At 51.8% G+C, this 25,608-nt stretch carries 23 protein-coding genes; 1 reads left to right on the top strand and 22 read right to left on the bottom strand.

The features are described from left to right. Position 1: 1 nt before the first annotated feature. From rsgA to ACN6MW_RS27675, 19 genes are all read right to left on the bottom strand, one after another. Positions 2 to 988, bottom strand: coding sequence for a ribosome small subunit-dependent GTPase A (rsgA, locus tag ACN6MW_RS27765; protein WP_419873028.1), 987 nt, complete (start codon positions 986 to 988; stop codon positions 2 to 4). Continuing rightward, entirely contained in the window at positions 927 to 3,038 is a 2,112-nt protein-coding gene (gene pknB / locus ACN6MW_RS27760) for a Stk1 family PASTA domain-containing Ser/Thr kinase (protein WP_419873027.1), read from the bottom strand. Before pknB ends, rsgA begins: the two co-directional genes overlap by 62 nt. Before the next feature lie 5 nt (positions 3,039 to 3,043). Then, positions 3,044 to 3,805: a Stp1/IreP family PP2C-type Ser/Thr phosphatase gene (locus tag ACN6MW_RS27755; RefSeq protein ID WP_419873026.1), complete on the bottom strand. Its 762-nt coding sequence runs from the start codon at positions 3,803 to 3,805 to the stop codon at positions 3,044 to 3,046. 7 nt (positions 3,806 to 3,812) lie between these two features. Beyond that, a complete protein-coding gene (gene rlmN / locus ACN6MW_RS27750; RefSeq protein ID WP_419873025.1) occupies positions 3,813 to 4,859 on the bottom strand; it encodes a 23S rRNA (adenine(2503)-C(2))-methyltransferase RlmN in 1,047 nt (348 codons plus the stop codon). Positions 4,860 to 4,959: 100 nt separating this feature from the next. Next, positions 4,960 to 6,474, bottom strand: coding sequence for a 16S rRNA (cytosine(967)-C(5))-methyltransferase RsmB (gene rsmB, locus ACN6MW_RS27745; protein WP_419873024.1), 1,515 nt, complete (start codon positions 6,472 to 6,474; stop codon positions 4,960 to 4,962). Then, on the bottom strand, positions 6,471 to 7,424 hold the full coding sequence (gene fmt / locus ACN6MW_RS27740) for a methionyl-tRNA formyltransferase (protein ID WP_419873023.1): 954 nt from the start codon (positions 7,422 to 7,424) through the stop codon (positions 6,471 to 6,473). The genes rsmB and fmt overlap by 4 nt, the downstream gene beginning before the upstream one ends. A gap of 4 nt (positions 7,425 to 7,428) precedes the next feature. Next, the gene (gene def / locus ACN6MW_RS27735; protein WP_419873022.1) at positions 7,429 to 7,914 is read right to left on the bottom strand and encodes a peptide deformylase; all 486 of its coding nucleotides are present in this window, start codon (positions 7,912 to 7,914) and stop codon (positions 7,429 to 7,431) included. A gap of 42 nt (positions 7,915 to 7,956) precedes the next feature. Then, positions 7,957 to 10,449 carry a primosomal protein N' gene (gene priA / locus ACN6MW_RS27730; RefSeq protein ID WP_419873021.1) on the bottom strand — a complete coding sequence of 831 codons (2,493 nt, stop codon included), beginning with the start codon at positions 10,447 to 10,449 and terminating at the stop codon, positions 7,957 to 7,959. Beyond that, the gene (gene coaBC / locus ACN6MW_RS27725) at positions 10,446 to 11,660 is read right to left on the bottom strand and encodes a bifunctional phosphopantothenoylcysteine decarboxylase/phosphopantothenate--cysteine ligase CoaBC (RefSeq protein ID WP_419873020.1); all 1,215 of its coding nucleotides are present in this window, start codon (positions 11,658 to 11,660) and stop codon (positions 10,446 to 10,448) included. Before coaBC ends, priA begins: the two co-directional genes overlap by 4 nt. Before the next feature lie 91 nt (positions 11,661 to 11,751). Then, complete coding sequence (locus tag ACN6MW_RS27720) at positions 11,752 to 12,276, bottom strand: YfiT family bacillithiol transferase (protein ID WP_419873019.1); 525 nt, start codon at positions 12,274 to 12,276, stop codon at positions 11,752 to 11,754. A 121-nt stretch (positions 12,277 to 12,397) separates the two neighbouring features. Next, positions 12,398 to 12,937: an NUDIX hydrolase gene (locus ACN6MW_RS27715; protein WP_419873018.1), complete on the bottom strand. Its 540-nt coding sequence runs from the start codon at positions 12,935 to 12,937 to the stop codon at positions 12,398 to 12,400. A gap of 260 nt (positions 12,938 to 13,197) precedes the next feature. Beyond that, entirely contained in the window at positions 13,198 to 13,380 is a 183-nt protein-coding gene (locus ACN6MW_RS27710) for a hypothetical protein (protein ID WP_419873017.1), read from the bottom strand. Positions 13,381 to 13,415: 35 nt separating this feature from the next. Further along, positions 13,416 to 13,598, bottom strand: a complete 183-nt coding sequence (locus ACN6MW_RS27705) for a hypothetical protein (RefSeq protein WP_419873016.1) — start codon at positions 13,596 to 13,598, stop codon at positions 13,416 to 13,418. 183 nt (positions 13,599 to 13,781) lie between these two features. Further along, positions 13,782 to 13,991 (bottom strand): DNA-directed RNA polymerase subunit omega, encoded by a 210-nt coding sequence (gene rpoZ / locus ACN6MW_RS27700; protein ID WP_053375625.1) that lies wholly within the window; start codon positions 13,989 to 13,991, stop codon positions 13,782 to 13,784. 16 nt (positions 13,992 to 14,007) lie between these two features. Continuing rightward, positions 14,008 to 14,625, bottom strand: coding sequence for a guanylate kinase (gmk, locus tag ACN6MW_RS27695; protein WP_364140811.1), 618 nt, complete (start codon positions 14,623 to 14,625; stop codon positions 14,008 to 14,010). A gap of 13 nt (positions 14,626 to 14,638) precedes the next feature. Then, positions 14,639 to 14,899, bottom strand: a complete 261-nt coding sequence (gene remA, locus ACN6MW_RS27690) for an extracellular matrix/biofilm regulator RemA (protein ID WP_005548256.1) — start codon at positions 14,897 to 14,899, stop codon at positions 14,639 to 14,641. A gap of 341 nt (positions 14,900 to 15,240) precedes the next feature. Beyond that, positions 15,241 to 17,115, bottom strand: coding sequence for a bifunctional homocysteine S-methyltransferase/methylenetetrahydrofolate reductase (locus tag ACN6MW_RS27685; RefSeq protein WP_419873015.1), 1,875 nt, complete (start codon positions 17,113 to 17,115; stop codon positions 15,241 to 15,243). Positions 17,116 to 17,145: 30 nt separating this feature from the next. Beyond that, a complete protein-coding gene (gene dapF / locus ACN6MW_RS27680) occupies positions 17,146 to 17,976 on the bottom strand; it encodes a diaminopimelate epimerase (RefSeq protein ID WP_364140823.1) in 831 nt (276 codons plus the stop codon). Between the two features lie 121 nt (positions 17,977 to 18,097). Continuing rightward, positions 18,098 to 20,881 carry a calcium-translocating P-type ATPase, SERCA-type gene (locus ACN6MW_RS27675; protein WP_419873014.1) on the bottom strand — a complete coding sequence of 928 codons (2,784 nt, stop codon included), beginning with the start codon at positions 20,879 to 20,881 and terminating at the stop codon, positions 18,098 to 18,100. A 178-nt stretch (positions 20,882 to 21,059) separates the two neighbouring features. Here ACN6MW_RS27675 and ACN6MW_RS27670 point away from each other — a divergent pair, with 178 nt between their 5' ends. After that, entirely contained in the window at positions 21,060 to 22,820 is a 1,761-nt protein-coding gene (locus ACN6MW_RS27670; RefSeq protein WP_419873013.1) for an Rqc2 family fibronectin-binding protein, read from the top strand. A 55-nt stretch (positions 22,821 to 22,875) separates the two neighbouring features. Here ACN6MW_RS27670 and ACN6MW_RS27665 read toward each other — a convergent pair whose 3' ends face one another. Genes ACN6MW_RS27665 through ACN6MW_RS27655 form a run of 3 tightly spaced genes read right to left on the bottom strand, consistent with a single transcriptional unit; the run spans position 22,876 to position 25,587 of the window. After that, the gene (locus ACN6MW_RS27665; protein ID WP_419873012.1) at positions 22,876 to 23,808 is read right to left on the bottom strand and encodes a MerR family transcriptional regulator; all 933 of its coding nucleotides are present in this window, start codon (positions 23,806 to 23,808) and stop codon (positions 22,876 to 22,878) included. Continuing rightward, entirely contained in the window at positions 23,798 to 24,685 is an 888-nt protein-coding gene (locus tag ACN6MW_RS27660) for a PHP domain-containing protein (protein ID WP_419873011.1), read from the bottom strand. Before ACN6MW_RS27660 ends, ACN6MW_RS27665 begins: the two co-directional genes overlap by 11 nt. Further along, entirely contained in the window at positions 24,676 to 25,587 is a 912-nt protein-coding gene (locus ACN6MW_RS27655) for a selenium metabolism-associated LysR family transcriptional regulator (RefSeq protein ID WP_419873010.1), read from the bottom strand. The genes ACN6MW_RS27660 and ACN6MW_RS27655 overlap by 10 nt, the downstream gene beginning before the upstream one ends. Positions 25,588 to 25,608 lie beyond the last annotated feature (21 nt).

Raw genomic sequence — 25,608 nt, 5'->3', positions numbered from 1 at the left:
GTTAGTACCTCCGTTTTTTCTCTTTCATTTCCGCTAAAAAAAGCAGATAATGCTCATGCCTGCTTTTCTCGATTTCCCCGCTTTCGACCGCAGCGAGCACGGCGCAGCCTGGTTCTTGGACATGCGTGCAGCCTCGGAACTTACAGTCTGGAGAAAGCTTGCGCATTTCAACAAAACAGTAGCCTAAATCCTCAATCCCCAGCTCTTGGAAATCCAACTGGCTAAACCCTGGCGTATCCGCGACTAAACCGCCGCCAATTTCAATCAGCTCCACATGCCTGGTCGTATGCTTGCCGCGCCCCAGCCTATTGCTGATTTCATTGGTCTCAAGCTGGAGGCCTGGCACAATAGCATTAAGCAGTGAGGACTTCCCTACGCCTGATTGACCGGCAAATACGGCCAGATGGCCCTTTAGCCGCTCTTGAAACGGTGCAATGCCCTCGCCAAGGCGAGAGCTCGTCCCGTATACCTCATACCCGAGCGGACGGTAAATACGATTAACGGAGGCAGCCGCAGCTTGCGCCTCCTCCGTCTCTAAACCGTCGTTTTCTAAATCTTGTTTACTTAAACAAAGCACCGCAGGTATGCCGGCATGCTCGATATGGACAAGAAACTTATCAAGCAGCTGCAAATTCAGTGCAGGCTCCGTAACCGAAAACACGAGTATGGCAAGATCGATGTTAGCGACCGGAGGACGAATAAGTTCCGACGAACGGGGGAGAAGCTCCTCTACGGTGCCTTCCCCGTTCTCCGTTAAGCTGAACATGACAACATCGCCCACTAGCGGAGTTAGTCCTTTGTTTTTGAAAACGCCCCGTGCCCGGCATTGGACCGTTATGGAATCCGCTGCTGTGTTATCCGCCCGCACATAATAATAACCGCTCAACGCTTTTACTATCGTGCCTTTGAGATGATCCTCTTTGCTATTATGGCTGCTGCTGCTGTTCTTGCTGCTGCTCTTGCTGCTGCTCTTCTTCAATTGGCTCATCGCTTTCGGTAACCTCCGCTTGTGTCGGCTCTTCTGTGGCCTGCACTTCTTCACCCGGAATGGTCAAGGTGGATGAATTTGAACCCTGCATTAGTTCTTCGTAAGTGATCGTTTTGGTATCGATAAACTGGTTGTCGCGGTATACCGTTACCCTGGCTTCCGTATCGGGTGCGACGATAACTGTAACAGGGAAGGTCTGCGTGTTGTTGATTTGACGTTTATCCCATTCAATATTCTCGCCGCGCGCATCGGAGTATTCAATTCGAACTTCGCTGGTTTTGCCTGCTTCCGCAGGTGAAATCGTGATATTGAATTGATGCTCCTTCGCATCAGCCGGCGGTCCGGAGCTTACGCGAATGGAAACCTTGGCCCCTTTGGAGACTTGATCCTTCGGCTTGTATGGATCCTGGCTAATGACATAATCCTTCTGATGCAAATAGCTAGGCTCATACAAAATATCAGCGTCATCCAGCGTCAACTCGTTTGCCTTAATCAAATCCTTCGCTTCGCTCAGGCTCTTGCCGATCAGGTTCGGCATTGGAACGGTCTCGCGGCCTTTGCTGACCATGAAATTGAATTCAACGGATTCGGGATTGTACTGTTCGCCCGGTTCTGGCGACTGCTGGACAATCGTATCCGGCTCTTCCTCGCTGAATACCGGATCAATCACGATCTGATCCTCCGTTATGCCTAATGCTCCGAGCTCATCAATCGCAGTTTGAAGAGATTTCCCGACATAATTGCCTAACTCCTCGAGCTCTGGCCCATCGCTGACCGAAATTTGAATCAATGAGCCTTCCTTGACCCTCATATTCGCCTTCGATTGACTGATTACCTGATCCTTCGGAATTTCTTTATTATGCTCATGAACGACAGGATCTTCCACTTTTAGACCCGCGCCTTCAATCATTTGCCGGGCTTCGGTCTCTGTCTTGCCCACAACGTAAGGCACGTCGACCTCAGCGACATCAAGTACGCCCAGGAGCCAGAAAAAGCCCCAAATGAGTAAGCCCAGAAAAGCGAGCGTGAAACCGACTACAGCGAGCGGTTTTTTCCAGCCCTTTGAATTCGGGACCGTTTCTTTCTCCTGCTGTTCTTCGACCGCGGCAACTGCCGGCCGATCGCGCTCTTTGGCGTCTACCGGAAGGATATCGCCGCGAATAGCAGGCATTACGCGCGTTTCTTCCATATCATTGACATGTATAAACGTTATTTTGGGCTCCTTCAATCGTTCAGGACGAAGGCAGGAATCCAAATCAAGCTGCATTTCATGGGCTGAGCCGTAGCGCTCGCTCGGATTTTTCCGCATCGCTTTAAGAATAACGTTCTCTACGCTTTGCGGAATATGCGGATTAACGACCCGCGGCTCCTCGAAATTTTCCTGCAGATGCTTCAAAGCAACGCTGATCGGGCTTTCGCCCAGAAACGGCAGCTTTGCCGTAAGCATTTGGTAAAGCACGATGCCAAGCGAATATAAATCCGATTTTTCACCGGTGTTTACCCCTTTGGCATGCTCGGGAGAAAAATAGTGGACCGATCCAATAACAGATCCCGTCTGCGTAATGGTCGATGATGTAACCGCACGCGCAATACCGAAATCGGTTACCTTCACTCGCCCGTTTTTGCCTATAAGAATATTATGAGGCTTAATATCGCGATGTATAATATGATTTTGATGGGCATGGTCAAGAGCATCAGCAATCTGCATGGCAATGCGCACCGCTTCATCTGTCTGCAACGGCGCACGCTCTTGGATAATTTCGTTCAAATTGTGGCCTTCGATATATTCCATTACGATATAATGCGTATCCTCTTCTTGTCCTACATCATAAATGCTGACGACGTTCGGATGAGATAGCGCAGCTGCCGACTGTGCTTCACGACGGAATCGGCGAATAAATTCCTCGTCATGCACAAATTGCTGCCGCAGCACCTTTACCGCGACCTTACGATTCAGCAGCACGTCATGCGCTTTATAAACAAGCGCCATCCCGCCGCCGCCGATCCGTGTCAAAATTTCATAACGTCCGCCTAAATCCTGTCCGATCATCCTTGTCACCCCTCTCGATTCATGCTAGGCGCTTCTTGCAGCAGAACGACCGTAATATTGTCGTCCCCGCCAGCATGGAGTGCAAGCTGAATGAGATGATCAGCTTTAGCTTCTAGCTCCAGCTGCTCCATCGAGACCGTTTGCAGCATTTGCTGCTCGCTCACCATATTCGATAAACCGTCGCTGCAAAGCAGCAGAACGTCATGGGAAGACCACTCTACGGTTTGAACCTCGATGTCAACCTGGGAATCCGTACCGACAGCACGTGTCAGCACATTGCGCCTAGGATGATGAGCCGCCTCTTCTGCGCTAAGCTGGCCGGATTTGACCAGTTCATTGACGAGCGTATGGTCATTTGTGATTTGCGTAATAACGCCTTCCGTAATTTTGTAGGCGCGGCTGTCGCCAACATGTCCGATAATAGCATTGTCCTGCTTCACCAAAGCAGCAACGATCGTAGTGCCCATGTTATGATAACGCTCATTACGGGAAGCCAACTCAAATACAGCTTCATTCGCTTGCGAAATCGCTTGGCGAATAAGCATTTTCCCTTCCTGTAAGGACAAATCCGCCTTCGCAGCACGCTGCTCCAGCATGCTGCGGAACGCATCAACTGCCTTTTGGCTTGCTACGTCCCCAGCCTGATGGCCGCCCATGCCATCGGCTACGATGGCAAGGGTTACCCCATTGTTTAATTGACTTACCCATGATTGGTCTTCGTTGACTTGACGAACCCGTCCGATGTCACTGCGGTTTGCCGTTAACAATCAATCATCACCTCGCCTGAGACTCCATATGTTTCGCTCTTAATTGGCCGCAGGCTGCCGCGATATCATGGCCTTGCTCCCTGCGAATCGTTACGCTCACTTTATTCCGTTCCAGTACGCGTTGGAATTCAAAAATATCCTCGCGCGGCGTCCGAACGTAATTCCGTTCAGGAACATGGTTTACGGGAATTAAATTGACGTGGCATAACATGCCTTGAAGCACATCAGCAAGCTCTTGCGCATGCTCGGCACGGTCATTTACTCCGCCAATCAAGGCGTACTCAAACGTGATTCTCCGGCCTGTTTTCGCGATATAGTTATGGCAAGCAGCCATTACGTCATCGAATGGGAAACGGCGGTTAACCGGCATCAGCTTAGAACGCAGCGCATCATTCGGTGCATGGATCGACAGCGCGAGGTTAATCTGCGTGTTTTCCTCTGCGAATTTATACATGCTTGGTACAATGCCGCTCGTCGACACCGTAATGTGACGTTGACCGATGTTCAAGCCTTTTTCATGAATCATGATACGCAGGAAGGCCATGGTTGCGTCATAATTTTCAAAGGGCTCCCCTGAGCCCATAATGACGATACTGGAAACGCGCTCGCCTGTTGCGTCAAGCATTTGCTGCGCAGTAACAACCTGTGCAACGATTTCACCCGCGGTCAGGTTGCGTTTCAAGCCGCCAAGCGTCGAGGCGCAGAATGTGCAGCCGATTCGGCAGCCGACCTGTGTCGTCACGCAAATGCTGTTGCCATAGTTGTGGCGCATAATCACCGTTTCGATCGCATGCGCGTCATGCAGGCCGAATAGAAACTTAACGGTGCCGTCCTTTGATTCGAATTTCGTAATTTCGCTAAGCGTTATAATCTGGAAGCTCTCCTCGAGCTTTTCGCGAAGCTCCTTGGATAGGTTGGACATATCTTCAAAGCTCTTTACCCGCTTCACATAAAGCCAATCAAACAACTGCCCGCCGCGAAAGGCCGGTTCGCCGTTATCTTTCATCCATTGTTGAAGCTGTTCGAGCGTGTAGTCATATATGCATGGTTTCATTTCATCACACCTGTACCTTATAGTAGGGCGGACCGAACGTTCTGGTATCCGCCATCGATTTATTTTACCACAAACGCCCATGTTCAGCCATAAGCGCGGCTTATGGGCGCTTTACCATCCTTGCAATGTAAAAACCGTCGCTGTCAAAATGCTGTGGAAGCAGCTGCGCTTGGCCATCAAAATGCTCATCGATAGCTCCGGCTTTCATCAGCTGGTCAACGATGGCCTCCGGCCAATTGCGATCCAATTCAAACTCGGGATGCTCCTGTAAGAACCGGGCAACTTGCTGCTCGTTCTCATCCTTCTCGATCGTGCATGTGCTGTATACGAGCACTCCTCCGGGGCGAACCAAATCGCATACGGCATTCAGCAAGCGCTGCTGAACGGCCGCGATATCCGATACATCGCCGGCGGTTTTCGTCCATTTGATCTCCGGCTTGCGTTTAATTACGCCAAATCCGGAGCAAGGAGCATCGAGCAAAACGGCATCCATCGAATGCGGCTTGAAGCGGTCTGCCAGCTTGAGTGCATCCTCGGTAGTAGCCTCGACATTGCGCAGCTTCAACCGCTCGGATTGCGAAACGATCAAATCACGCTTATGGGCGTGCAAATCGTTCGCCCACACCTTGCCCTTGCCGTCCATTAACTCAGCCAAATGCGTGCTCTTTCCGCCGGGAGCCGCGCAGCAATCCAGTACCTGCATGCCGGCTTTAGGCGCTACGACCTCTGCAACCAGCATCGAGCTTTCATCCTGCACAGACCATAGGCCCTCGCGGAATCCGTCGGAATCGGCAAGATTACCTCCGCGCTGAACGGTTATGCCTGCGGGCGCAATAACGGATGGCTCAGCCTCGAAGCCTGCTTCTTTCAACAGCGCAATGGCTTCTTCGCGGCTAACCTTTAATCGGTTAGCACGCAGGCTGGTATGAGGATGCTCATTCCCTGCCGCGCAGATTGCCTCTGCCTTTTCTTCCCCATAAGCGGTTACCCAGCGGCTTACGAGCCATTCCGGATAGGAGTGGCGCAAAGCGATCTGAACGACCGGATCTGCATGCTTGATATCAAGCGCCTGCAGCTCTGAACGGCCGCGGTCGATGCTGCGAAGCACGCCGTTCACCATGCCGGAAATCCCGGAGTGCCCGCGCTTCTTCGCTATGGTCACCGCTTCATTCACGGCAGCATGCGCCGGTATGCGATCTAAATACAGCAGCTGGTACGCGCTCATACGAAGCAGCTGATGCACCCATGGCTCAAGCTTATGTAGTCCTTTCGAGACGAATCGGCTTAACCAATAATCAAGCGTCGCTTGACGCTGGATTGTCCCATATACGAGCTCCGTTACCAGCCCCGCGTCTGCGCGCTGCAATCCTGCGTCCTGAAGGGTACGGTTAAGCTGCAAGTTACTGTAAGCTCCGGTCTGGGCTACCTTAACCAAGGTATCCATCGCCAGCTCCCGCGGCGATTTCGCTTTGCGGGTTCCCTGCTGCGGCGGAGTCACCCCAGCCTGAGCAGGCTTGCCGCCTGGAGCTGGACGTTTATGACCATTCCTTGCTTTGGGCTTGCCTTTTGCGCCAGTACCGTTGTTGCCCGTTTTTTTCGTGCCGCTCTCCGTCATGCCGCACCTCCGTCGCCAAGCAGCGTGCCTGCTTCAAGGCGTGCGCCTTTCAGCCAATCTGCCGCGCTCATCGCTCGTTTGCCTGCCGGCTGAATTTCTTTCAATACAACCACGCCCTCGCCAGTCTGGACATGAATGCCGCTGCTGTCCGATGCAAGAACGGTTCCTGGTGCAACAGCTCCTTTTGAATCAGCGGCTGACTGCACGGCGCACTGCCATACCTTAAATACTTCCCCGTTCAAATAGGTGAAAGCACCGGCCATCGGCGATAAGCCTCTGACCTGGTTGAAAATCGCGCGGGCTGGTTTCGTCCAATCGATTCGCTCATCCTCACGCGTTAAGTTGGGTGCGTAGGTTGCTTCCTCATTCTGCTGCGGGACGGCCTTTGCCTCACCCGAAATGATGGAGGGCAGCGTTTGTCCAAGCAGCTCCGCACCTGCGCGGCTAAGCTTTTCGAACATGGTCCCGGATGTATCCTCGTCACCTATCGGCAGTTCGACAACGCTGATCATGTCACCGGTGTCCAAGCCCTCCGCCATATACATAATCGTAACGCCAGTCGAGCTCTCGCCGTTAATGATAGAGCGCTGGATAGGAGCACCGCCGCGGTATTTCGGCAGCAAAGAGCCATGTACGTTAATACAGCCTAGGCGTGGAATATCCAACAGCGCCTTCGGCAAGATTTGACCGTAGGCTGCCGTAACAATCAGGTCCGGCTTCAGCTCGGCAATCGCTGCAACGGCATCTGCATTCCGCATCCGCTCCGGCTGGAGCACAGGCAGGTTGAACGACAACGCCGCTTCCTTTACAGGCGGCGGCGTTAGCGTTTTTTTGCGGCCCTTCGGCCGATCGGGCTGTGTAACAACAGCAACAACATTATACTGCTGCTCCAAGAGCAGCTTCAAAGAGGGAACGGCAAATTCCGGCGTTCCCATAAATACGATACGCATGAAGCTATTCGCCGCCTTTTCTAGCTCTTTCCGAAATGTCGTAGATACTCTCCGCCAAATCGGTAAACAAAATACCGTTCAAATGGTCGACTTCATGCTGGAACGCACGCGCGAGGTAGCCCTGCGCTTCGACCTTAATTGTCTGACCGCTGCTGTCTTGTCCCGTTACCACGATCCGGTCTGCACGCAGCACGTCGCCATTTAGGTTAGGAATGCTTAAGCAGCCTTCAGGCCCAAGCTGTTCGCCTTCTTGCTCGACGATGACGGGATTGACCATTTCGATTAGACCCTTCTCATCGCCCACATCCACGACGATAATCCGCTTTGAGATTCCGATTTGCGGTGCCGCGAGGCCTACACCCTCTGCATCGTACATCGTATCGGCCATATCCTTAAGCAATTTTTGCAAATTTGAATTGAATTTCGTTACTTCTTTGGCCACTTCCCGCAAAACCGGGTCCGGTTCTTTCACAATTATACGGATACTCATTGTATTCCCTTCCTTTACGATCATTAAAATAGTAATAGCTATTTATAATATAACTTGTGGATCTACGTCAATGCTGAACTGCACAAGGCGTTGCGCCGGCCCCTCCGTGAAAGGAATAAGTGCCTTTCGAACGAGAGCAGAAGCATCGATGCTCCCACGATATTTTATCACACATTGAAAACGGTAGCGATCTTTCATTCTCGAAATCGGCGAAGCGACCGGTCCAAGCACCTCCAGCGCCCTGCCAAATCCGCTGCCGAGCGAAATTAGTACGCCTTCATTCTCAGCGAGTTCCCGCAGCTCCGCGGCAAAACGTTCGCTGACTGAGGAAAGCAAGGGCAGCTGCTCATGCGACATCGTCACGAGAATCAACCGGCAATAAGGCGGGTAGCCCATCGCGCTGCGATGACGGAGCTCCTCGCTGACAAAAGCCGCGTAATCATGCTGCTGCGCCGTAATGACGGCATAATGCTCTGGCGCGTAGGTTTGAATGACGACTTCGCCCGGCAAATGATGACGGCCCGCGCGCCCCGCAACCTGCGTGAGCAACTGGAACGTACGTTCCGCCGCGCGAAAATCGGGCAGATTGAGCGAGGTATCCGCCGCAATCACACCGACAAGCGTAACATAGGGGAAATCCAGCCCCTTCGCTACCATTTGCGTCCCAAGCAGCACATCCGCCTTCCGTTCACCGAATTGCTTCAACAGCTTTTCATGCGAATTTTTTTCAGTCGTCGTGTCGACATCCATGCGGATCACCCTGATGCCCGGAAAGAGCTTGGACAGCTCTTCCTCAACCCGCTGGGTTCCGGTCCCAAAGTAACGGATATGCTCGCTTTGGCAGGAGGGGCAGCTTGTCGGCGCTTGCTCCGCATGCCCGCAATAGTGGCAGCGCAGCGCCCGTGACTTTTGGTGATAGGTCAATGAGATGTCGCAGTGCGGGCATGCTGCCGTATAACCGCAGGAGCGGCACATCACGAAGGTCGAATACCCTCGTCGATTAAGCAGCAGAACGGATTGTTCGCCGCGCTCCAGCCTCTCTGCAAGCGACGTGTGCAGCAGCCGGCTGAACATCGAACGATTGCCTTCTTTCAGCTCCTCCCGCATATCGATCACGGTCACTGGCGGAAGCGGTCTTTCGCCTACGCGCACCGGCATGGGCAGCAGGGCAGGCTCGCGTCCTTCATCCCGTGCGGTTAACGGCCGGCTTGCCGCGGCAAAGGATTCTAAAGATGGCGTCGCCGATCCAAGCACAACCGCCGCTCCGTGCTGCTTTGCCCTGCGCACCGCGACATCGCGAGCGTGATATTTCGGGCTCTCCTCTTGCTTATACGATGATTCATGTTCTTCATCCATTATAATAAGCCCAATTCTCTCAAAAGGTGCAAAAATGGCCGAACGCGCGCCAATCGCCACCTGCACCTGACGGCTGCGAATTTTGCGCCACTCGTCGTACCGCTCACCATTCGAAAGCCTGCTGTGGAGCACGGCAACCGCATCGCCAAATCTGCCCTTGAACCGTTCGACCATTTGGGGCGTTAACGAAATCTCGGGAACGAGCACAATCGCCTGTTTCTCCTGCTCCAAGCAAAATTGGATGGTTTGCAAATAAACTTCTGTTTTCCCGCTCCCCGTTATGCCGTGCAAGAGCATCGTCTGCGGCTCGCCAGCATCCACGGCCCTGATTATACGGTCATATACCGCCTTTTGTCCTTCTGTCAGCTCAAGCGGCGATGTTCTCTCGAACTCCCTGCCTGCATAAGGATCACGCTGCTGCTCTACCTCACGAAGCTCAAGCAGCCCTTTCTCGGCTAATGATCGTACGCTCGCGGCAGACCCGCCAGCTTCGGCCAGCAGCTGCTGAAGCTGCATCGGGCCTCCATGCTCAAGCATGAAGGCTAGAACTTCGCGCTGCTTCGCCGCCCGCGAGGGCAGAGCTTCCATTTGCTCGCGTACTGCCTCGACATTGTCCGGCAAATAAACGGTCAGCACCTTGCGAACGGCAAGCCTGTCGCGTACCTTGGTGTGCTCAACGAGCACGCCTTCGCGCAGCGCGGCCTTGACGGCCTTCGCATGCTCTGGAAAACGCTCCAGCAGCACCTCAAGCTTAACCAGCTGTCCGCCCTTCGCCATCCATTCCGTCATCGCAAGCGGAAGATCCTCTCTCGCCGCTTCCTCATCCTCAATGCCGACAAGCCTCTCGGCTTTGCCTTTCAAAGCAGCCGGGATCATGGCCTGCAGCGCCGTTGTCCAGGAGCAGCAATATTTATCGCTCATCCACTTGGCCAGCTCAATAAGGTCAGGCAGCAGCGGCGGCACATGATCGAGCAGCTCTGAGATCGGTTTTAGCCGCTTCGAATCGAAATCACTCGTTTCGGCCAGCTGCGTGACAAAGCCCTGCAGCACGCGTCCGCCGAACGGCACGCCAACGCGGCTTCCCACCTCAATCCAATCCGCAAAGGCAGCAGGCACCTCATAATCAAACGGCCGATCCGTCTGGCGGCTCGGCACGTCAACAATTACTTTAGCAATCATCCGGCGCTCCCTCCGGAACGGATAAGCCGTCCAGCAACCAGCTCCAGCAAACGAACGGCAACCTCTCGCTTGGACAAGAGCGGCATCGCTTCGACTAACCCCTCCGCACCGAATACCTGAACGATATTCGTATCGCCGTTAAAGCCTGCCCCATCCTTGCTCACATCGTTTGCCACAATAAGATCGCAACGCTTCCTGCGCAGTTTATCCATGGCATAATGCTCGACCTGATCCGTTTCAGCGGCAAAGCCGACAAGAAATTGATGCTGCTTCCGCTGTCCGAGCGTTTCCAAAATATCCGTCGTCCGCTCAAGCTCGAGCACAAGCTTCTCTCCGATTTTCTTCAGCTTCTTATCGCTAATGTTCGCCACCCGGTAATCGGCAACCGCTGCAGCTTTGATAACGATATCCATCTCGTCGTATCTTTCTGTTACGGCTTCCAGCATTTGCTGCGCGGACTCTACCCGGACCACCTTAACTCCGGAGGGCAGCGCCGCAGTCGCACGGCCAGCCACTAAAGTAACATCCGCCCCCATAAGCTGCGCTGCTTCCGCAATCGCAAAGCCCATTTTGCCTGAAGAATCATTGGTCAAAAATCTTACCGGGTCCAGCCTCTCCATCGTTCCGCCAGCGGTGACAAGCACTCGCTTGCCCTTTAGCTTGGCGCTTCTTCCAAACCAAGAATCGATCGCCGCGACGATATCTTCCGGTTCAGCAAGTCTGCCCTTTGCAACATAACCGCAAGCCAGCTGGCCTGTGCCAGGCTCGACGAACATTGCTCCGCGCGCTGCAAGCAGTTCTAAATTATTGACCACCGCAGGGTGCTCATACATATGTACATTCATTGCCGGCGCAATCAGGACCGGGCAAACAGCAGCAAGAAGCGTCGTGCTCAGCATATCGTCGGCATGGCCTCCGGCTAGCTTAGCTATCGCATTGGCGGTAGCCGGGGCAATGACGATTAAATCCGCATGGTCTGCCAAATGGATATGTGATACGACGGCCGGATCCCGCTCATCGAACGTATCGGTATAGACCGGGTTGCGAGATAACGTTTGCAGGGTCAGAGGAGTTATGAATTTAGCTGCCGACTCCGTCATGATCACATGGACATTCGCGCCTGCCTGCACCAGCTTGCTGCATAAAGCTGCCCCTTTATAGGCTGCAATTCCGCCCGTAATTCCGAGTAATATCGTTTTTCCTTTTAGCATGGTGTATCTCCTATCAAGCGTAACGAAGAGTAGCAAGCTTATCATTTGTTATATTTTTATAAATTAAGCCTTGGACCATTCACCGCTTAAGTCACCAATCCTTGCGTTCTCTTAAGCTTGTGATTTGAGCAACGTGATGTTTGCCATGCCACACCACAAATCCTAAAAAATAAGCCAAGCCTATCTGATTCCCCTGCTCGGGATGATAGAACATTTTTTCGAAATCAAAGGACTGCATCGAACGAAGCAGCAGCACCCAACGGGCATATATCCCTTCGATGATCGCATAACTAACCTCCGGCGAAGCCTGCAGGCTATCCGCCGTTTCTGCCCAGCGTTCCTCGTTAAACGGTTTAATGGTCGGATTGTTCTCCGTAAGCGCAAGCTTAAAGCGCGAGAAACAATTCATGGAAGCATCCGCGAGATGATGGGCAACCTGACGCACGGTCCATCCCCCGCTTCGGTAAGGCGTATCTAACTGCTCTTCATCTAAATCCGCTAACGCAGCTCTCAATTGACCTGGCAGCTTCTCGATGTCCGCAATCCACTGTTCACGATGCTTATTGGTCATTCCTTCGAACGAGTACCTGCCAATCGGATAACGTAATTTGTCCATTCCGTTCCCTCCTGTTCATTCGTCCACGAAACGTGAGTCCCGCCATCTATCATAACATATGCAGACCCAAAATCTAACCAGACCTTATACTTATTGAACAATAAAGCCGGTCCTGGAAAAATTACAAAAGACCGTTTCTGATCCGATGCGCCATCCAATAAAGCTCCGCAATATCAGAACGGCCGATCGCTCTGAAACGTTTAACCGCTTCATCGATGTCTACCACTTCTACGACGGCCACTTGCTCGCCATCCGGTGGATTTAAAGGATCGCCTACCAGTTTAACCTCGCCGTATCCGACAAGCCTCACAAAATGCGGATGGGGAATATGCGGCCGATAAGGCTCATTTGCGGATGAATGACAAGCAAAGCAGCCGAATAGGGTATAACTTAGCAGCTCGGCTCCAAGCTCCTCCTTTACTTCCCTGACCAACGCATCCATATGATGCTCTTCAGGCTCCAGCGTTCCCCCTGCAAGCTCCCACCTTCCATCCTCCAATTGCATGACCGCATAACGGTCGCCAACGGTAGGAATAATGCTGATGTTGCTGACTAACGCTTCGTCCACCTTATAATCAGGGGTAAAGCAGTTCTCGACCGCCCCCCATACGATACCTTTCGACAATGCCGGAAAATCATTTAAGCTAAGGTTTTTAATCATGTACAATCCATCGACCTTTCCTCAAAATTCATATCTATTTTCGACCATAGAACGCATAGCGGTTCTCATAGTTTAACAAATTAACAGCTTCTGTTCACACAAAAATATTGAGGCGCTGCCCGCTAAGCCTTCCCGCATAAAAAAAAGAGCTGCTCCTTAGCCCTGCCGAGTGACCCTAAAATGCCGCCGCGAGGCTTACTTGAACTGCACCGCATTCATTTCATATGCTTGCTCCATAATATGCTGCCGACAAACAGCTGCTAGCTAATAAACTGAATAACGCCTACGGAGATTATCAACATAACAAAAACGATAAGAAAACCAATGCCGAATCTTGCCCAGTTTGAGAGAGCGCCTCTTGACCCAGCCTTCAGCTCCGCCACCTGCGCCTCTAGCTTAATAATGGATTCCTTGATTTCACGAATCTCCTGCTCATTAGCCATTCTGATCGCTCCCTTCAATCTCTGCTTTTTATCGGTTACATTCGCTTATCGACGATATGTTTATTTTCGTGAATTTCCTTTCTCAGCAGCTTTATTTCTTGGTTAAGCGACTCCAACTGCTCTGTTAATTTAGAAGAATTAATAGCGCCGCGAATGACGACTGACAGAAGCAGCATGAAAACGACAAAGACAATAATCGAAAATAAAATAAGATCCACTTCTTTAAACCTCCTTGGACTGACATACATTTCTGATTTTCATGTTCGCCTTGGTTAGTGCCTATATTTTACTAATAAAGTATATATTTTTAAAAAATTTTCAGCATTATTAAAAAAGAAAGCGGAGTGCTTCACTGTCGCCAGTAAGCACTCCGCCATTGCAATGATTATTAAAAACTTTGCTTAGTCCTCTTTTGTTGCGAGGTTTTCTACTTGGAGAATGTCGCCGTAAATTTCTTCTAAAGCAACACCTACATACTTGCGGGAGCGCGGGTTTTTAAGTTCCGACTTGTCTCCGTTGCGAAGCATGCGGGCACGTCTGGAAGCTGCTACGACTAACGTGTACTTGCTGTCAACTTTTTTCACCATTTCGTCAATGGACGGATATAACATCGTTCATTCTCCTCACTCATGCTTTCTCAATTGCTGCGACCATACCCGAAACGTAAGGTAAATATCTGTCTCTGCGGCAATGTTCTGCTATCATGATGCTGCGAATACGATCGCATGCAGCATCTATCTCATCATTCAATACCGCATAGTCGTAATGGCCAAGCAAATTCATTTCCTCGACCGCGACAGACATGCGATTATTGATCGTATCCAAGGTTTCCGTACCACGTCCGGTAATCCGCTGCTTCAGCTCATCCAAGGAAGGAGGCAATAAAAATACAAAAATACCTTCAGGGAACTTTTGCTTCACCTTTAGCGCACCTTGTACTTCGATTTCCAGAATGACATCCTTGCCGCTCGCTAATGTGCGCTCAACGAAATCACGCGGCGTCCCGTAGTAGTTACCAACATATTCCGCATGTTCCAGAAGCGCGTCGCGCGCGATCATGTCCTGAAACTGCTCCTTGCTTTTGAAAAAATAATTCACGCCGTCTACTTCACCCTGACGCGGCAGTCTGGTCGTTGCCGACACCGAATACACCAGCTCAGGAACCTTGTTACGAAGAACGGAACAAACCGTCCCCTTGCCAACCCCCGAAGGGCCGGATAATACAATTAGCAATCCCTTTTCCATATTACTCCCCGTACTATTCGTCGTTATCGTCGTCCTTAGTGGATAATCGGTGTGCAACCGTCTCCGGTTGAACAGCCGATAATATCACATGATCGCTATCCGTAATAATAACAGCGCGCGTGCGGCGTCCATATGTCGCATCAATAAGCATGTGGCGGTCGCGGGCTTCTTGAATGATTCTCTTAATCGGAGCCGATTCCGGGCTTACGATTGAAATAATGCGGTTTGCCGATACAATATTACCGAATCCGATATTAATAAGTTTAATAGCCAAGCCTGGTTCCTCCCCCGCCTACGGTCTTCCCTGTGCATCTGTCCGCAAGTGTTCAAAAAGCATGATTATATTTAATGAATGTGAATACGACAAGTTCGCGTTCTTGCCAAATACCGACAGAACTACTGCACTATTGTTGACGAAAAAAGTGCCGTGCATACTTCCCTTTGTAGAGTAAAGCATCTACCGTTACCGGTTTCCAGCAGCCTGTCCTTGCCATTCCGTGTAAGTGTGGCAACTGTATCCATGCTTTATTTTAATTGATTTTCCGCGCGCGAACAAGCGAAAATGCGAAAACAAGCAAAAAAGGCTGTTTTTCGCATCGATTCCGCGCTATTCGCCTACATACGCTCTGTCTTCTGCCACACGTATTCCGTGAGCTGAACGCCCATATCGTAGAACATAAACGGCGTGATTAAATAGATGCCTTTAAAATGCGGCAAAGCGGCATCGAGCAGCTCTTTGGCGATTTTCACGCCCTCCGCACGGCCCGCTTCTCCCTCGAGTCCAGACATTCTGGCCCGAACCTCGTCGGAAAGCTGGATCCCCGGCACCTCATTATGAAGGTATTCGGCATTGCGTCCGCTGGCCAGCGGCATGATGCCGATAAATACGGGAACCGAAAGATGCTTGGTCGCTTCCGCTATCCGTTCAATAAGACTTGGATCATAGACAGGCTGTGTCATGATATAATCCGCGCCTGAAGTAATTTTGCGTTCAAGACGTTGAACGGCTTTATCCAAATGCTTAACGTTCGGATTAAAGGCGGCGCCGACAACAAATTTGGCCTTTTGTTTGAGCGGCTTGCCCGAGAATGCCGTTCCGTCGTTCAACTGCTTGATCATTCGGATCATCTCGAACGACGTAAGATCGTAGACCGAGCTGGAATCCGGCAAATCGCCGAAACGGGCAGGGTCGCCGGTAACCGCAAGCACATGGTCGATATCAAGCGCGTCTAATCCCATCATGTGAGATTGCGTGCCGATCAAGTTGCGGTCGCGGCATGCAATATGCACAAGCGGACGAATACCGACTTTCTCTTGTACAAGCGCGGCAAGCGCAATATTGCTCATGCGCGTAACGGCAAGCGAATTATCCGCCATCGTAACCGCATCCGCCTTGGCTTCCTTCAATGCGGCAGCGCCGTCCATGAATTTGCGGATGTCCAAATCGCGCGGCGGGTCGAGCTCGACGATAACCGTGTGGCGCTTCCGTACTAAATCAACGATTGACGGCTCCTGTATAGCAGACCGCTTCGGTGCAGATTCCGTTTCAACCGGTTTCTCTACCGGCTTTACGACAATCCTCTCGACCGCAGGCAGCGGCGCAGCAGCTTGTCCGAATTGCGGAATATAGCCGTCGAGCGCAGCAGCGATCGCTTTTATATGCTCTGGTGTCGTACCGCAGCAGCCGCCGATCAAGCGGGCGCCGCGATCCGCGAAGCGCTGGGCTGTCTCGGCAAAATACTCGGGACCAGCGGAATATGTGTATTTACCATCGATATAATCCGGTATACCGGCATTCGGATAAACCGATAGCGGCAATCCGACAGGGCCGGTCATGGAATCAATCGCCCTCATGATGCCGTTAGGACCGCTGCGGCAGTTAAAGCCCACCACGTCAGCGCCTTCCGCTTGCAGTTGATCAAAAGCGGCCTTCATGCCATTGCCATCCTGCGTGCGGCCAACGTCCTCAACCGCGAACTGGCAAATGACGGGAACGTCCGAAGCCGCTCTCGCAATACGAAGCGCAAGAAGCATTTCATCCAGATCATAAAATGTTTCCAGCAGCAGTCCGTCAACTCCCTCATCAAGCAGGGCATGCATTTGACGCTGATAGGCCTCGATCACTTTTGCCGTGCGCAAATTTTTCAGCTTCCCGTCGCGTATAGAGCCGACCGCGCCTACGACATAGGCATCCTGGCCGATCGCGCCGCGGGCAGCGCGAACGCCGGCACGGTTAATGGCATCCATTTCGTTCTCTAAGCCGTATTTGGATAACTTCTCTAAATTAGCTGAAAACGTATTCGTCTCGATGACGCGCGCGCCTGCCTCATAATAGCGGCGATGGATATTTTCAATCACATCGGGACGAATCGTATTGAATTCCTCGTAAGAAACGCCGACAGGGAACCCCATCTGATACAGATAGGTTCCCATCGCGCCGTCCCCGGTCAAGATACGCTGCTGGAGCGCTTCCCTCAAATCGGGTTTCATTATATTCATACCACCCATCTTACGTTGCTCCTATAGCGAGCCGCGGAACGATACCGCTGCTGGACCCGTCATGTACACGTGATTATCGGATTCATTCCATTCAATCAGAAGATCTCCGCCTTTAAGCGATACCGTAGCCGTGCGGTCCGTTGCGCCGTTCAATACGGACGCGACAACCGTTGCGCAAGCGCCGGTACCGCATGCCAAGGTAGGACCCGCGCCGCGTTCCCAAACACGCATATCCGTTTGCGAACGGGAGTTTACCGTCACGAATTCAACATTGATTTTGCGCGGAAATAACGGGTGCGTTTCAAGCTTTGGCCCCCAAGTGTTCAGATCAAAATTCACGGCATCGTCTACATAAATGACGCAGTGCGGATTACCCATAGATACTGCCGTGAAACGGAATTCGCGGCCGTCCACCTCGATTGGATGCTCGATTACGCGTTCAGCGTCAATGGTAGTCGGCACTTGCAGGCCGTTCAAAATCGGCTCGCCCATATCGACGCGAACAGAGGAAACCTCGCCATTGTCAACGGTAAGCTGTACCTTCTGAGCGCCCGCGCCTAACGTTTCTATCGTAATTTCTTCTTTATCGGTTAAACCATTGTCATAAACATATTTAGCTACGCAGCGAATCGCATTGCCGCATTGCTCAGCCTCCGAACCGTCGGAGTTAATGATCCGCATGCGGAAATCCGCGATCTCCGAAGGGAGAATGTAGACAAGACCGTCTGCTCCGACTCCGAAAAACCGATTGCATAGACGAATAGCCAACTCGGCTGCGTCTGCAGGCAGCTGCTGTTCACCCGCGATTACCACGAAATCATTTCCTAAGCCGTTCATTTTTGTGAAATTCATCTGTTTGCCCTCTCCTTGCTACATCAATAGGTATGATATTGCTATGATTAATTCCTAATAGCATACCGCAAAGCAAGGAGAAAGGCTATTCATAATTTGTTCAATCATTTGTATTTTCCTGTTATCTAGCCGCGGTTTGCGGGCCGATCGGCCATTTTGTTTTGGTCTTGTTTTTCTTCGAAGTGCCCAGCACGCTCCCAATACCCATTAAAAAAGTCGGAATTCCCGCGGCTACAAACACAAGACACCATTCGCGGAAGTTAAGCGGTACGGTTTTGAATATCGGCTGCAAGGCTTCAATATAAAGCACGCCGATCATGAGCAGCAGCGACGAAAGCACGGCAAGCACCAAATATTTATTTTGAAACGGATTGCGGTGGAAAATCGAGCGAGAGCTCCTGCAGTCGAACACGTGAATAAGCTGTGCCATGACCAAGGTAGCAAAGGCAACGGTCTGCGCCTTCATAAGCTGTCCGGCGCTGCCGGGCGCATCATGCAAAGTGATCCAGAAAGCCCCGAGCGTGCATACGCCGATCAAAATACCTCGGCTAATAATTTTCCAGCCGAGCCTGCGAGAGAAAATGCTTTCTTTCGCGGAGCGAGGCTTTTGCTGCATTAAATCCTTCTCGGCCTGATCTACGCCAAGCGCCATTGCCGGCAGGCCGTCCGTGACAAGGTTAACCCATAGAATTTGAATCGGCACCAGCGGAAGCGGCAGCCCTGCCATCATCGCAAGGAACATGACTAGTATTTCCCCAACGTTGGATGCTAATAGATAACGGATGAATTTACGGATATTCTCGTAAATGCCCCGTCCTTCTTCGATTGCGGCTACGATCGTCGAGAAGTTGTCGTCGCTCAGCACAAGCGCCGAGGCTTCCTTCGATACATCCGTCCCGGTGATCCCCATCGCGATACCGATATCCGCCGCTTTGATCGCCGGTGCGTCGTTCACCCCGTCGCCTGTCATCGCAACGACATGCCCTTGGCGCTGAAGCGCTTTGACGATCCGTAATTTATGCTCTGGGGATACCCTTGCATACACATAAATATTATCCACGAGGCGGTCAAGCTGTTCATCGTCCATCGCCTCAAGCTGCCTGCCGCTCATGGCAATACCGCCGCGCGGCATAATGCCCAGCTGGCCCGCAATGGCTTCCGCGGTTAATTGATGATCCCCGGTAATCATCACCGTCTTGATCCCCGCGCGTCTGCAGGTCGCGATCGCTTCCTTCACCTCGCGGCGCGGCGGATCAATCATTCCCGTTAAGCCTACAAACACAAGCTGGCATTCGGCATCCGCTTCCGTCTCGCAAGCATCACTGGCTCGCAAATCGCGATAAGCAAGACCGAGCACGCGAAGCGCGGACTGCGCCATCAGCTCGCCTGCCTCGGCGCATTTCCGTTTGAGCGTGGAAGTAAAGGGCACGACCTTTCCTTCCCACAGCACATAAGAGCAGTGGTCCATCAGTAAATCAGGCGCTCCTTTTGTACAAATGAGACGGCCCCCTTGATGAGCCACCACAACCGACATCCGCTTACGCTCCGAATCAAACGGAAACTCTTTCTCGCGTTTATATAACGGCTCAAGCGATTTGGCTGAAGAACCAAGCTTGGCAGCAAGCACTGCCAATGCCCCTTCCGTCGGATCTCCCTTAAGCACCCATTCCTCTTGCACTTCCTTGCTTTTTCGTTTGCCTGTTTCGGCTGATTCCACCTTTACGATTTGAGCGTTATTACACAGAGCGCTTACCTGAAGAAGCCGCTTGATCGATTGATCGTGTTTGATATCAAGCGCATTGCCAGCTTCATAAATGGCACCTGTCGGATCATAGCCTTCTCCGCTTACCTCAAGCTGCCTGCCGCCTATCCATACATGGGTAACCGTCATTTTATTTTGCGTCAGCGTGCCCGTTTTGTCCGAGCAAATCACCGATGCGCAGCCGAGCGTCTCAACGGACGGAAGCTTGCGGACGATTGCCTTCCGTTTAATCATTCGCTGTACGCCAAGCGCGAGAGCGATCGTTACGATCGCCGGCAGCCCCTCCGGAATAGCGGCTACTGCCAGGCTGACTCCCGCAAGGAACATGCCGTATGCCGGCTGGCCGTGCAAAATCCCCGCAACGACAACCATCACCGTCAAACCTACGGCTACAACGATCAAAATTTTTCCAAGCTGCTCCAAGCGGTGCTGCAGCGGTGTTTCCATCGACTCCGTCTGTTGGATAAGTCCGGCGATTTTGCCCATTTCCGTGTCCATGCCCGTCCGGATGACTACTGCCTTTGCTGTTCCTCTCGTGAGCATCGTGCCCATGAACCCCATATTTCTCTGGTCACCAAGGGGCAGATCATCCTCCGCGATTGCTGCGGAATGCTTGCCGACCGGTACCGATTCCCCCGTCAAAGCGGACTCCTCTACATAGCAGCTGTTTGCTTCGAGGAGCCGCACGTCCGCAGGTATCCGATCTCCGCTTTCCAAGTAAATCAGATCGCCTGCAACCAGTTCCTTGGCAGGAACGGTCAAAAGCTCCCCGCCTCTGAGAACCTTGGCCGTTGGCGCTGAGAGCTCTTTAAGCGCCCGCAAGGAGCGTTCCGCCCGAAATTCCTGCACGAAGCCGAGTACCGCGTTAATTACGATAATGGCCACAATCGTGATGGCGTCCAAATATTCGCCCAGCAAGCCTGAAATTAAAGTCGCTCCCATCAGCACGAGCACCATAAAATCTTTAAATTGATTGAGGAACAACAAGATCGGCGAGACGCGCTTGCCCTCCGTCAATTCGTTATGTCCGTTCTTCTCCAGCCGCTGCGCCGCTTCCGACGTCGTCAGCCCTTGATCCGGGGAGCTCACTAATGCGTCAACCAGCTCATTTGCCCCCATTTGATGCCATTTCAATTGTTCCATGGTATAACTCCTTTCCGTAATATGCCGAGCCAAGCAGACACGACGCCAGCCCTTCGGACAGCCTTCTAGGGTAAATGTATTCGGACAGCCCATAAAATATCCCTTAAAAGACTTAAGTTTTTGGCTCAACTATGGCATGATAGAGAAAGACTGACCAAGGAAGCGAGGAACACACACCATGGCATTAGACGGGATCGTCACCCATGCTATTACGCAAGACCTGCAGCGCTGCGTCGGCGCGCGTATACATAAAATACACCAGCCTACCGAACACGAACTCATTTTCAGCATTCGAGGAGCCGGCATGAATGGCAAGCTGCTTTTGTCTGCCAACCCTACCTATCCCCGCGTACATTGGACCACGGGCACGTACGTCAATCCGATGGAAGCTCCTATGTTCTGCATGCTGCTCCGCAAGCATTGCGAGGGCGGCGTCATTGAGTCCATCCGGCAAATCGGGTGCGAGCGTATCATCCATATCGAAGTCAAGCATCGGGATGAGCTCGGCGACTTATCGAACAAAACAATCGTTATCGAGATTATGGGCCGCCACAGCAATATTATTTTGATGGACAAGGCAACCGGAATGATTCTTGACGGTATCCATCATGTTACGCCCGCCATCAGCAGCCACCGGATCGTATTGCCAGGCAGCAGCTACACCCCGCCTCCCGAGCAAGGTAAAATTGATCCGCTGGCAATTGATACGGAACAAGCGTTTTTGGATGCGCTAAGCGATACCGATGAAACAGCGCCTCTGCATAAGCGACTTGTGGACAAGCTAAGCGGTTTCAGTCCGTTACTCGCAAAGGAGCTAGTATACCGGGCACAGGCTGGCGCAGAAACATTAAAAGAGGGCTTACCGCAAAGCTTGGAACAGGTATGGAACAGCTTCTCAAGCTTCATCCAACAGGTAAAGAATGAGCAGTACACGCCTATGATCAAAACAAATCCGGACACCGGAAAATCTTTTTTCTCGATCACGGAGCTTACGCATATCGAAGGTGAAGCCGAATTTTTCACGGATGTCAGCGCTTGCCTCGAAGGTTTCTATGGCAACAAAGCCGAGCGCGATACCGTAAAACAACGAGCAGCGGATCTCATCCGCTTCGTTCAAAATGAGAAAGCAAAAAACGTCACAAAAATTAAAAAGCTTGAGGATACGCTCGTAGAAGCCAAGGATGCGGAGAAATACAGAGTACTCGGCGAGCTCCTCACCGCTTACATGCATCAAATGAAGCGCGGGGATACTTCCATCGAGCTAATCAATTTTTATGATGAAGAACAAGCTTCGGTCACCATTGAGCTTGATCCGCAGCTGACCCCTTCAGACAATGCCCAGCGCTATTTCCGGCGTTATACCAAGCATAAAAACAGCTTGTCCATCGTCGCTGAGCAGATGGGCATCGCACGTACTGAAATTCAATATTTTGAATCCTTGCTGCAGCAGGTCGATAACGCTTCTCTTGGCGATATCGGGGAGATTCGTGATGAGCTCGTGGAGCAGGGCTACATGAAAGAGCGCGGCAGGCGCGGACCAAAAAAGAAAAAAACGCTCAAGCCGTCCTTGCTTTGTTACACGTCCTCCGAGGGGGCCACGATCTATGTCGGCAAGAACAATACACAAAACGAGTATTTGACGAATCGGCTTGCGTCGCCTTCCGATACATGGCTGCATACAAAGGATATTCCAGGCTCGCATGTCGTCATCAGGGGCGGAGACTTTGGCAACGCCACGCTTGAGGAGGCGGCTATGCTTTCCGCTTTTTACAGCCAAGCACGCGACTCCAGCTCCATACCGGTTGATTACACGACCATTCGCCATGTTCGCAAGCCGAGCGGCGCGAAACCGGGCTTTGTTATCTATGACAACCAGAAAACATTATTTATAACACCGGACGAACAGCGGATTAAGTCGCTTCCCTGCGAGACGAAATAGTCCCGCTGCCGATCTGCTGCACCGCACAAAAACAAAAACACGGTCTCTTATTTTTTTAAGAAATAAGAAGCCGTGTTTTTATTTTTTCTATGCAGCGCTTGCCGTCACCCGATACAAGAAACACATGCTTCGCCCCAGGAAGCAACCCGTCATTACGAACCGCGCTGCCGCCTATAAACACTTTAGCCGTTAACTGACTGTCTTGGATCATTCGGTCCAACCGAAGCAGGAAGTCCGAAGCCGTCCCCAAGCGCTCCTCATTGGCAAAACTTAGCGTAAATGCTGCAGGCTTCACCTCAGCCAAACAATCGAATATCCCCTTCTCGGAAGGAGAGCTCCCAAGGCAAACTACCCGAAAGCCCTCCTGCTGCGCAAAAAAACCAATCAATTGGATGCCGAGCTCATGCCGCTCCCCCGGGCCGCTGGCCGTAACCAGCAAGGGACTATCGTCGTTAGGCCGGAATAAGCCGCGAATCGCAAGCACTTTATCACGAATAAAATGGCTCCCGAAATGCTCCTGGTATTCGGAGATTCCTCCCCGCTCCCGCCGCTCACCCAGCTCTACAAGCGCTGGCTCTAAAATATTTAAGAGAAGATGCTCCAAATGATGCATCGCAAGCAGCTGCTCATAAAATCGCTGCGCGCTGCCAAGATCCAGTTGAATGAAGCAATGAAGCAGATACTCGATCGGCATGCTCCAATCCGGGGAAGGCGGCTTCAAGTCCTCCTGCTTTTGACCAGCACGTGCTGAAGCATCTTCAAGACCGTTTTTCCATTCCAAAACAGCCATCCCGATCGGAACGCCTTCATCCACCTGTCCTTTCAACCAGAGCAGCGTGTCGATATCCTCTTTCGTATAACCGCGGTAGCCATTCGCCATCCTCTCCGGCTTAACGGCTTCGTAGCGGTCCTCCCATTTGCGGATGAGCTGCGTAGACACGCCTGTCCGCAAGGACGCTTCCTTGACTGTATAAAGCCTAGAGGTCATTCCTCTTGCTCCTCCATGATGGCAGCAGCTGCTGCAGCACGCCGATACTTACCGTACGACTGCCTACCGCGCCATGAAAAATAACACCCTGCCGCGCGCCATGAAAATCCGAACCGCCGGTCGCTATCAATTGATACTTGGCTGCAAGCGCCGAATATCGGCGTTCCTCCTCATGACCGTGATCGGAATGATATACTTCGATGCCTTGGGCGCCATAACGTATGATCTCTTCCACTAATGAATCGTTGTTGTATAATCCGGGATGCGCAATAACGCTTGTCCCCCCGGCCTCTCGTATCCAGTCAATGGCCTCGAACGGATTCAGTCTCGGGGGATTGACGTAAGCCTCGGCACCCGAAGCTAAATAACGATCGAACGCTTCCTTCATGTTGGATACGACTCCCTTGCGGATAAGCGCCGCAGCGATATGAGGACGCCCGATGCTGACGGCAGCGGATTGCATCGACTCATTCGCACGGTTCCCGTGGGCGGCATCGAGCACATCATCCATTGTCACCGCTATGCCCAGTTCATTCAGCTTAGCGACAATCATTTCATTGCGTCGATCCCTCATGCCGCGCAGGCTTGCAAGCCTCGAGAGCCATTTTTCATCGGTATTATTCGTGTAATAACCTAGAATGTGAATATCGGTACCAGCCGCAACCGTGCTCACCTCAACGCCCGGTACAACAACGATACCTAATTTCTCGCCTTCTAACAGGGCTTCAGCTACTCCCGCGACCGTATCATGATCTGTAATTGCAATCGCGGAAAGGCCGGCCTCTTTGGCCAGTTTGACGTTCTCCGCAGGACTATGCAATCCATCCGATGCAGTCGTGTGTGTATGCAGATCAGCAAGTCCGTTCGTTAGAGCCATTGCTGCAAATCCCTCTCTCTCAAAAAGGATAAGAACGTTACGGCGGATATCGGCAAGATGGCCGATTTCAGATAGATCGAATAAAACTGCCGCTTAAACTTCGAGTCTGATACTTTGATCATTCGAATTAAATCAAGCGCAACCTCATGCTTAACGGAGGAGGAGGAGACGAAGGAAATGCCTAAGCCTGCTTCGACAGCTGATTTCACGGCACCTGTGCTGCCCAGCTCCATGACGATTTTCATTGACGCGGGATCTATATTTTTATTTCTAAGCTGCTCTTCCATCACAAGCCGGGTTCCCGAGCCTTGTTCCCGCAGAACGAAAGGAAATGCCATGGCTTCTTCTAAAGTGACCGATTCGCGGTCTGCTAACGCATGCGATTTGGACACGATGAGCCTGAGCTCGTCGCTCATGACAGCTTCCATATGCATATCGGGATGGTTAACCGGAGCCTCGATCAAGCCGAAATTAAGTTGATGGCTTAAAATATCTTCCATTATTTGGGACGTATTCATAACCTTCATGCTAATCGAGATATGCGGGTACTCTTGGCCGAACGGCCCGAGCAGCCTAGGTAAAATATACTCCCCTATCGTCAAGCTGGAGCCGAGCTGCAATCGGCCCTTCAGCTGCTTCGTGAAAGCAGACATCGCCTGATCCGTATCTCTGATCAAATCGATACTGCGCTGAGCGTAAGGCATCAATGCCCTCCCCGCTTCCGTCAGCTCGATCCGTTTCGTTGAGCGCTGGAGCAGCTTTGTGCCGAAATAATCTTCCAGCGACTGCACTTGCATCGTTACGGCAGGCTGAGTCATATGTAAAGATTGCGCTGCAGCCGAGAAACTGCCGCGTTCGGCAACCGTACAAAAAATGTGAAGCTGATGAAAATTAAGCGCCATAATCGATCATCCTTTCTTCTG

The sequence above is a fragment of the Pristimantibacillus sp. PTI5 genome (genome assembly GCF_048572955.1).
GTDB lineage: Bacteria > Bacillota > Bacilli > Paenibacillales > Paenibacillaceae > Pristimantibacillus.
Note: the sequence above shows the minus strand (reverse complement) of the source record. Positions and strands in the feature narration are given on the sequence as shown.

Excerpts from the sequence above, each read along its gene's own strand:
- dapF (WP_364140823.1), bottom strand. The coding sequence starts at position 17,976 with ATGAATTTCACAAAAATGAACGGCTTAGGAAATGATTTCGTGGTAATC.
- gmk (WP_364140811.1), bottom strand. The coding sequence starts at position 14,625 with ATGGAAAAGGGATTGCTAATTGTATTATCCGGCCCTTCGGGGGTTGGC.
- rsgA (WP_419873028.1), bottom strand. The coding sequence starts at position 988 with ATGAGCCAATTGAAGAAGAGCAGCAGCAAGAGCAGCAGCAAGAACAGC.
- pknB (WP_419873027.1), bottom strand. The coding sequence starts at position 3,038 with ATGATCGGACAGGATTTAGGCGGACGTTATGAAATTTTGACACGGATC.
- ACN6MW_RS27660 (WP_419873011.1), bottom strand. The coding sequence starts at position 24,685 with ATGGCTCTAACGAACGGACTTGCTGATCTGCATACACACACGACTGCA.
- fmt (WP_419873023.1), bottom strand. The coding sequence starts at position 7,424 with ATGCGTATCGTATTTATGGGAACGCCGGAATTTGCCGTTCCCTCTTTG.
- ACN6MW_RS27655 (WP_419873010.1), bottom strand. The coding sequence starts at position 25,587 with ATGGCGCTTAATTTTCATCAGCTTCACATTTTTTGTACGGTTGCCGAA.
- rpoZ (WP_053375625.1), bottom strand. The coding sequence starts at position 13,991 with ATGTTATATCCGTCCATTGACGAAATGGTGAAAAAAGTTGACAGCAAG.
- ACN6MW_RS27715 (WP_419873018.1), bottom strand. The coding sequence starts at position 12,937 with ATGATTAAAAACCTTAGCTTAAATGATTTTCCGGCATTGTCGAAAGGT.
- ACN6MW_RS27685 (WP_419873015.1), bottom strand. The coding sequence starts at position 17,115 with ATGAAACCCGATTTGAGGGAAGCGCTCCAGCAGCGTATCTTGACCGGG.
- def (WP_419873022.1), bottom strand. The coding sequence starts at position 7,914 with ATGAGTATCCGTATAATTGTGAAAGAACCGGACCCGGTTTTGCGGGAA.
- rsmB (WP_419873024.1), bottom strand. The coding sequence starts at position 6,474 with ATGACGGAGAGCGGCACGAAAAAAACGGGCAACAACGGTACTGGCGCA.
- ACN6MW_RS27665 (WP_419873012.1), bottom strand. The coding sequence starts at position 23,808 with ATGACCTCTAGGCTTTATACAGTCAAGGAAGCGTCCTTGCGGACAGGC.
- coaBC (WP_419873020.1), bottom strand. The coding sequence starts at position 11,660 with ATGCTAAAAGGAAAAACGATATTACTCGGAATTACGGGCGGAATTGCA.
- ACN6MW_RS27670 (WP_419873013.1), top strand. The coding sequence starts at position 21,060 with ATGGCATTAGACGGGATCGTCACCCATGCTATTACGCAAGACCTGCAG.
- priA (WP_419873021.1), bottom strand. The coding sequence starts at position 10,449 with ATGATTGCTAAAGTAATTGTTGACGTGCCGAGCCGCCAGACGGATCGG.
- ACN6MW_RS27675 (WP_419873014.1), bottom strand. The coding sequence starts at position 20,881 with ATGGAACAATTGAAATGGCATCAAATGGGGGCAAATGAGCTGGTTGAC.
- rlmN (WP_419873025.1), bottom strand. The coding sequence starts at position 4,859 with ATGAAACCATGCATATATGACTACACGCTCGAACAGCTTCAACAATGG.
- ACN6MW_RS27720 (WP_419873019.1), bottom strand. The coding sequence starts at position 12,276 with ATGGACAAATTACGTTATCCGATTGGCAGGTACTCGTTCGAAGGAATG.
- ACN6MW_RS27710 (WP_419873017.1), bottom strand. The coding sequence starts at position 13,380 with ATGGCTAATGAGCAGGAGATTCGTGAAATCAAGGAATCCATTATTAAG.